This window comes from Leisingera aquaemixtae, from assembly GCF_001458395.1.
In the GTDB taxonomy this organism is placed as follows: Bacteria; Pseudomonadota; Alphaproteobacteria; order Rhodobacterales; family Rhodobacteraceae; genus Leisingera; species Leisingera aquaemixtae.
This window is the reverse complement of record NZ_CYSR01000019.1, coordinates 1-5,155: the sequence shown is the minus strand read 5'-3', so window position 1 is coordinate 5,155 and position 5,155 is coordinate 1. Positions and strand designations below refer to the sequence as shown.

The following is a 5,155-nucleotide window of genomic DNA, read 5'->3' as shown; positions in this document are numbered from 1 at the left end:
AGCGCTGGTCCCTGGATTTCCTGGCAGACAGCTTCGGCGCGTCGCGGAAGTTTCGCATCCTGGCCGTGAATGACGACTGCTGCCGGGAAAACCTGTGCCTGGCGGCAGACACCAGCATTTCAGGTGAGCGTGTTGCCCGGGAGCTGGACGCGCTCGTCCGGCTCTACGGAAAACCTGCTTGCATTGTCAGCGACAACGGCACGGAATTCACCAGCCGGACAATCCTGAAATGGGCCGACAGGAACGGCGTGGATTGGCATTACATCGACCCCGGAAAACCGCAGCAGAATGCCTTTATCGAGTCATTCAACGGCAGCCTGCGGGACGAGCTTCTCAATGAAGAACTGTTCGATACCCTGGACGATGCCCGCCGCAAGCTGGCGCTGTGGCGCTACGATTACAACACCGTCAGGCCGCACTCTTCGCTGGGGAACAGAACGCCAAAGCAAGCGCGGCAGGCGCTTGAGCTATTTGAGGGCTCCGCGCCTGCCGCGCTTGCCAAGCCCGAAACCGACGACTACCAAAATCAAACCCGCAGACTCTCGTCATGAGCGAGGGACCAGCGGGGGGCAGGTCAGAGGTGATGCGGGAATTGTCTTTCAGGCGCCACCATCCAGGGCTCAGCTCTATTGCGATGAGGGGCTTAAGGTTCTCATCAACGGTTATGACAGCTTGGCCAGTCGGTTGGAGGACTTGCGTCGCGCACGAAAGGGTCAGCGCCCCTACTATTCGAGAGATCTCGGTGCTTTCTATGCATGGCTTTGCACAGCTTACCGGAGCACCGAGTTGCGAGAAATAAGTGATTGTGTCCGAAGTTTCGCGTTCGAGAACTACACCACGAAGCCCAACAAGAGCATTCTTGGAATATCGGCGCCGGATAACCACCGCATGTCATTTGACACAGCCAGGCGCCAGTCTGGTGTTGGGGTTGCACTACTCAAGCGCCTTATTGTGTATGTCGACCAGATTCAGAAGGATGAAGTTGCGCAACTGACGGATACCACACCAGCCCAACTCGCCAGGGCCCTTAAATTCTGGCACGGGTTATGCAATCTCAAAGCCGCAGCTACTACGCTGCATGTGTTGCCTATCCAAGTGAAGGCTTTGATCAGCCGGGGGGTGTTGCGGTCCGTCAAACTCGGAACCGCGTTAAGGTATGTTTACCTGGAGGATCTCGATACGCTAACGGCGGCAGTATCAAATCTGCCCAGGGTCGAGAACAGCGCGGGTTACCTGCCCATCAAGCAGTATTGCAGGGAGAAAGGCATCGGACTGGTGCGAATGATCCAGCTTTGGCAAATCGGAGAAGCCGAGGATCTGGTTCAGTCCGGAGAGGTCCAAGGGCTGCAATCCATCTACGTGCCTTACGAAGCGGGTGCTGTCAGAACGCGGCAAAAACTTACAGACGACCTGACACCTGCGGAGACTGCCAGATACCTTAGGATTGGGGTCAGATCTATTCGGGCGCTCCGCAACGCAGGTATCCTCCGGCAGATTGCACGACGGAATCCGGACACAAACCACCGGCACAGTGTTATAACACAAGACAGTATCCGGGCATTTGAGCGCCAGTATCTAACACTGGGTCAGATAGCTGAGGGGGCTAAGGCAACGCCAATTCACATGGCCCGGAAAATGGATCGCGCGGAAATCCCAGTTATTGAGGAAACTGCATGTTTTGTTCGGGTTTACCGGCGGGTTTCGCTTCCAGCAGAACTCCGTGGAAGGCAAGCATGACCAGACAGGTGCCCAATTTGTGGCGTAAACTCCGCCCAGTTGGCCAGCCAAATCAGTGAGACGAAAAACTATGGATATTCCAGAACAGTCAGGAATCAGTGACAGGGAACTCGCAACAAACCTGGACAAGCAATTCGAGCTTCTCGAAGCAGCCTATGCATCAAAAGATGCGGAGGTCATCGACCAGGCTTTGCATCGGATCGTTGACATCAGAAGGCAGCTCAAACAGGGGCTGCTTGACTGGATTGAAAAGGGCTAGGATCACGACGCCAATCAGGCTGGTCTGTTGCGGCAGACGCCAACGCCAGCAAAACCAGCCGTTCGCGGAAGGTGCTGCAGATGAACAGTTTGAGCCCATTCTGACCGATGCTGCAAGCCAAACGAATGTCGGCTTGATAGCTGGCAAGGCGGCCCTCTATGGGGTTTTACCAATAGCCCGGCCCTCCACCTGAAGCCAGTCACTCGGACTGGCCCCCGCCACCCGAAGGAATTCCCGGTTGAAGTTGGACTTCGTATTGAAGCCCGATGAGAGCATCGCCTCGGTCACGGTTTCTCCGCGCATGAGCGCGGCCTGCACATGCCTGATCCGCGCCTCATTGACGAAACGCGACACGTTTTCGCCGGTCGCGCGATTTATCGTTGTCGACAGCGCCTTGGCCGGCACACGCAGCTTTCGCGCCAGTCGCGCAATGGTCAGGTCGGGATCGAGATAGGGCTTCTCCCGCGCCATATATGCCGTCACGCGCTCCCAGAGTTCAGCATCCGGTTCAGGACTGTCTGCAGGCGGGTCCGGTTTCTCCGCCTCTTCGTTCCTGAGATAGGGCGACAGGCTGAACAGGCCGATCAACAGGAGGTTGCCCACGGAAAACACGGTGATGATCCAGGTCCGTAACTCTCCCCGACCTGCTATCTGGGCGAGGACGATCAAAACATCGCTCAACGCGGACGCGACTAGTGCCGCGCCGATCATCAGCCAGATCCGCGCCGGGATGTTGCCATATGCCAGAATCGCGCGAGGCTGCGCATCGGCCCCGTGCAGCGCTTGCATCAGGATGGCGATGCCATAGCCGACGAAAGCCCCGGGTAGTAGAACGTCGAGAAACCCGGGAGCCACCAGGATTGCTGCCAGCGCCGCGAGAGGGACGAGCCCATGAAGCCGATCGACCCGGTCGGCGGGCCGGACCGCCGTGACGATGTAGGCGAACCATGCCGCCGGCGGGATGAGAGAGGCGCTGACCGGTTGAACCCAGCGCATTCCCGGAATCATGTAATGCTGCGCCAGTGCGATGATGAGAGACTGCACCGCGCAGATCCCCAGAAGTACCCCGAGCGCAGTGAGGCGCGATTGTTCCGTCCAGAGGCGCAGACAGGTGAAGCCAAGGACAAGGGCAACAAAAACCGGGATGGGAAGTGTCGGCATGGAGGGCTCGTTTCGGTCATGACTGCCTTCCGCCTAGACCTAAAACGTGATCCAGGCGACCTGAAACCGGAAATAGGACGCGGGTGGCACGGTTTGCAAGCAAGACGTGGCCTATCCCACCTCTTATTGGAGACCGCCCATGAAGATCACCACAATCGCCCTTGTCCTGACATCCCTTGTCCTGACATCCCTTGCCTGCAGCGCGGCGGCGGACGGTGCCGGCCTCAGGCTCACCGAGATTTACATGCCCCATCATGGCGCAGACGCGCGCGTCGCGATCTGGTATCCCCCTGGTGCAGGCGGCACGCCGACGCTCTACGCGGACAATCCCGTCTTTCAGGGCGTCGAGGCCACGCTGGATGCGGATGTCGCGCCCGGCGACTTCCCCGTCGTTCTGTTCAGTCACGGCATGGGAGGCACCGACCGGGCCCAAGCCTGGCTGGCCTCGGAACTGGCGAACCGGGGGGCCATCGTCGTTCTGGTGAACCATCCGAACTCGACCTGGGGCGACTTCGACATGACCGTGGGTGTCCGGCATTGGACCCGCGCGGAAGACCTTTCGACCGCCCTGGACATGCTGATCGATGACCCGGTACTCGGGGGCCATATCGATAGGTCGCGCATCATGGCAGCCGGATTTTCCTATGGCGGCTGGACGGCACTGTCGCTGGGCGGGATGACTGGCAACCTTGAGGGCATCGTCGGGGTCTGCACCGCCCAGATCGAGACAATGGAAGCCTGCGACATGCTGCTGTCCGACGACGTCAGCATGCAAACGCAGAAACCCGAGACATGGAACGCGAGCTACGCGGACCCTCGCGTTACGCTGGCAGCGGCCATCGATCCCGGGTTTGTCTGGGGGCTCGACAGCTCGGATACTGCGGCACTTGTGCCCGGCCCCCTGTTGATCGGCCTTGGAGACGGCCAGACGCGCATGTCCGCAACGAATTTCGTCGAAAGCGGGCTTGTGGCTCTCCTGAACGGCGCGCATATCGTGCAGCTTGCCCCGGCCTTCCATTTCTCCGCCATGCCGCTTTGCAAGCCGGACGCCCCGGCCATTCTGGAGGCAGAGGCAGACGACCCGGTCTGCACCGATCCACCCGGCACGGATCGAGTGGCGGTGCATTCCGCGATCATCGAGGCGATCGCGGATACACTGGGCCTGTGACCGAACCTGCCGTTCGCTCTATGCCGGCGAACGGCGTTCCGTCCCGCATCTTGCCCATTTCTCATCCCGTTCTGAAGGTCTGGTTTGGGTCAGAAATGCTTGACAATTGGGGTGGAAATGCCTGGCGGGTGTAAGCAACTTTCCCCAGAAAATCGTCTACATCGAGTCAGATTTGTCTGACGTTTGACACTTCTTGTCGGGCGACACATAGTTTTTCCATTTGCGGCAGACCCTTTCCTTTTTCGTGTCTCCAATATCCCCGCTCGCGCCTCCTGTTCCGCCAATGGCGAAGCTTTCCCAGATTTTGACTTCGAAAGACCTCGTGTCTTTCGGAGGGCAAAGCAGGGTGGTCCCAGCCCGGATTGCGGCCGGACGGTGATCTGACACCCGCGAAATGACAGGATGCGCCGGAGCGGAGAAATTGGGAGGGGCCCGCGCTTGGCGCGGGAGGAACCGGATTTCTCCATGGAGGCTGACGCGCGAGCTACATCAGAACCCGTGTTCAGAGTGCCGGCCGGATGGCAGGCGGACCAATCAAACAGAAAATGCCGGGGCAGGGAGGAGCGGGCGCAGCCCGTCGATGCCCTGTCCCGACTCCTGGGATATGCAATCCGCGCGCCCCGCGCGGATTTCTACTGTCTCTTACAGAAGGCGCAGTTGCCCCGGCCAGACAGTCAAGTCCTGCTCCAGCAAAAGGGGTCGTTCCTTATCAACGGTCCCGTTATTAAGGGGCAGAATGCCCTCAGCAGGAGCCATTACCGCTCCATGAGGCAATTTACAGGTCGCGGACATACCGGACTTCCGTCATTTTGTTGCGAACGGCCGGTTCT

General features: G+C 59.2%; 5 protein-coding genes. 4 read left to right on the top strand and 1 reads right to left on the bottom strand.

The genetic code is table 11. The features are described from left to right. The 3 genes from PHA8399_RS08015 to PHA8399_RS08005 all read left to right on the top strand — a co-directional run. Positions 1 to 551: integrase core domain-containing protein (locus tag PHA8399_RS08015; protein ID WP_145977006.1), on the top strand; the 551-nt coding region annotated here is incomplete at its 5' end. A gap of 337 nt (positions 552 to 888) precedes the next feature. Beyond that, complete coding sequence (locus tag PHA8399_RS08010) at positions 889 to 1,737, top strand: hypothetical protein (RefSeq protein ID WP_058285637.1); 849 nt, start codon at positions 889 to 891, stop codon at positions 1,735 to 1,737. Positions 1,738 to 1,807: 70 nt separating this feature from the next. Continuing rightward, positions 1,808 to 1,996: a hypothetical protein gene (locus PHA8399_RS08005; protein ID WP_058285636.1), complete on the top strand. Its 189-nt coding sequence runs from the start codon at positions 1,808 to 1,810 to the stop codon at positions 1,994 to 1,996. 156 nt (positions 1,997 to 2,152) lie between these two features. On the opposite strand, the gene PHA8399_RS08000 is transcribed toward PHA8399_RS08005, so the two are convergent. Further along, positions 2,153 to 3,157, bottom strand: coding sequence for an AraC family transcriptional regulator (locus PHA8399_RS08000; protein WP_058285635.1), 1,005 nt, complete (start codon positions 3,155 to 3,157; stop codon positions 2,153 to 2,155). Positions 3,158 to 3,401: 244 nt separating this feature from the next. Here PHA8399_RS08000 and PHA8399_RS07995 point away from each other — a divergent pair, with 244 nt between their 5' ends. Then, the gene (locus PHA8399_RS07995) at positions 3,402 to 4,325 is read left to right on the top strand and encodes an alpha/beta hydrolase family protein (RefSeq protein WP_158509256.1); all 924 of its coding nucleotides are present in this window, start codon (positions 3,402 to 3,404) and stop codon (positions 4,323 to 4,325) included. Positions 4,326 to 5,155 lie beyond the last annotated feature (830 nt).

Coding starts and splice junctions, on each gene's coding strand:
- PHA8399_RS07995 (WP_158509256.1), top strand. CDS start 3,402: ATGCCCCATCATGGCGCAGACGCGCGCGTCGCGATCTGGTATCCCCCT.
- PHA8399_RS08010 (WP_058285637.1), top strand. CDS start 889: ATGTCATTTGACACAGCCAGGCGCCAGTCTGGTGTTGGGGTTGCACTA.
- PHA8399_RS08000 (WP_058285635.1), bottom strand. CDS start 3,157: ATGCCGACACTTCCCATCCCGGTTTTTGTTGCCCTTGTCCTTGGCTTC.
- PHA8399_RS08005 (WP_058285636.1), top strand. CDS start 1,808: ATGGATATTCCAGAACAGTCAGGAATCAGTGACAGGGAACTCGCAACA.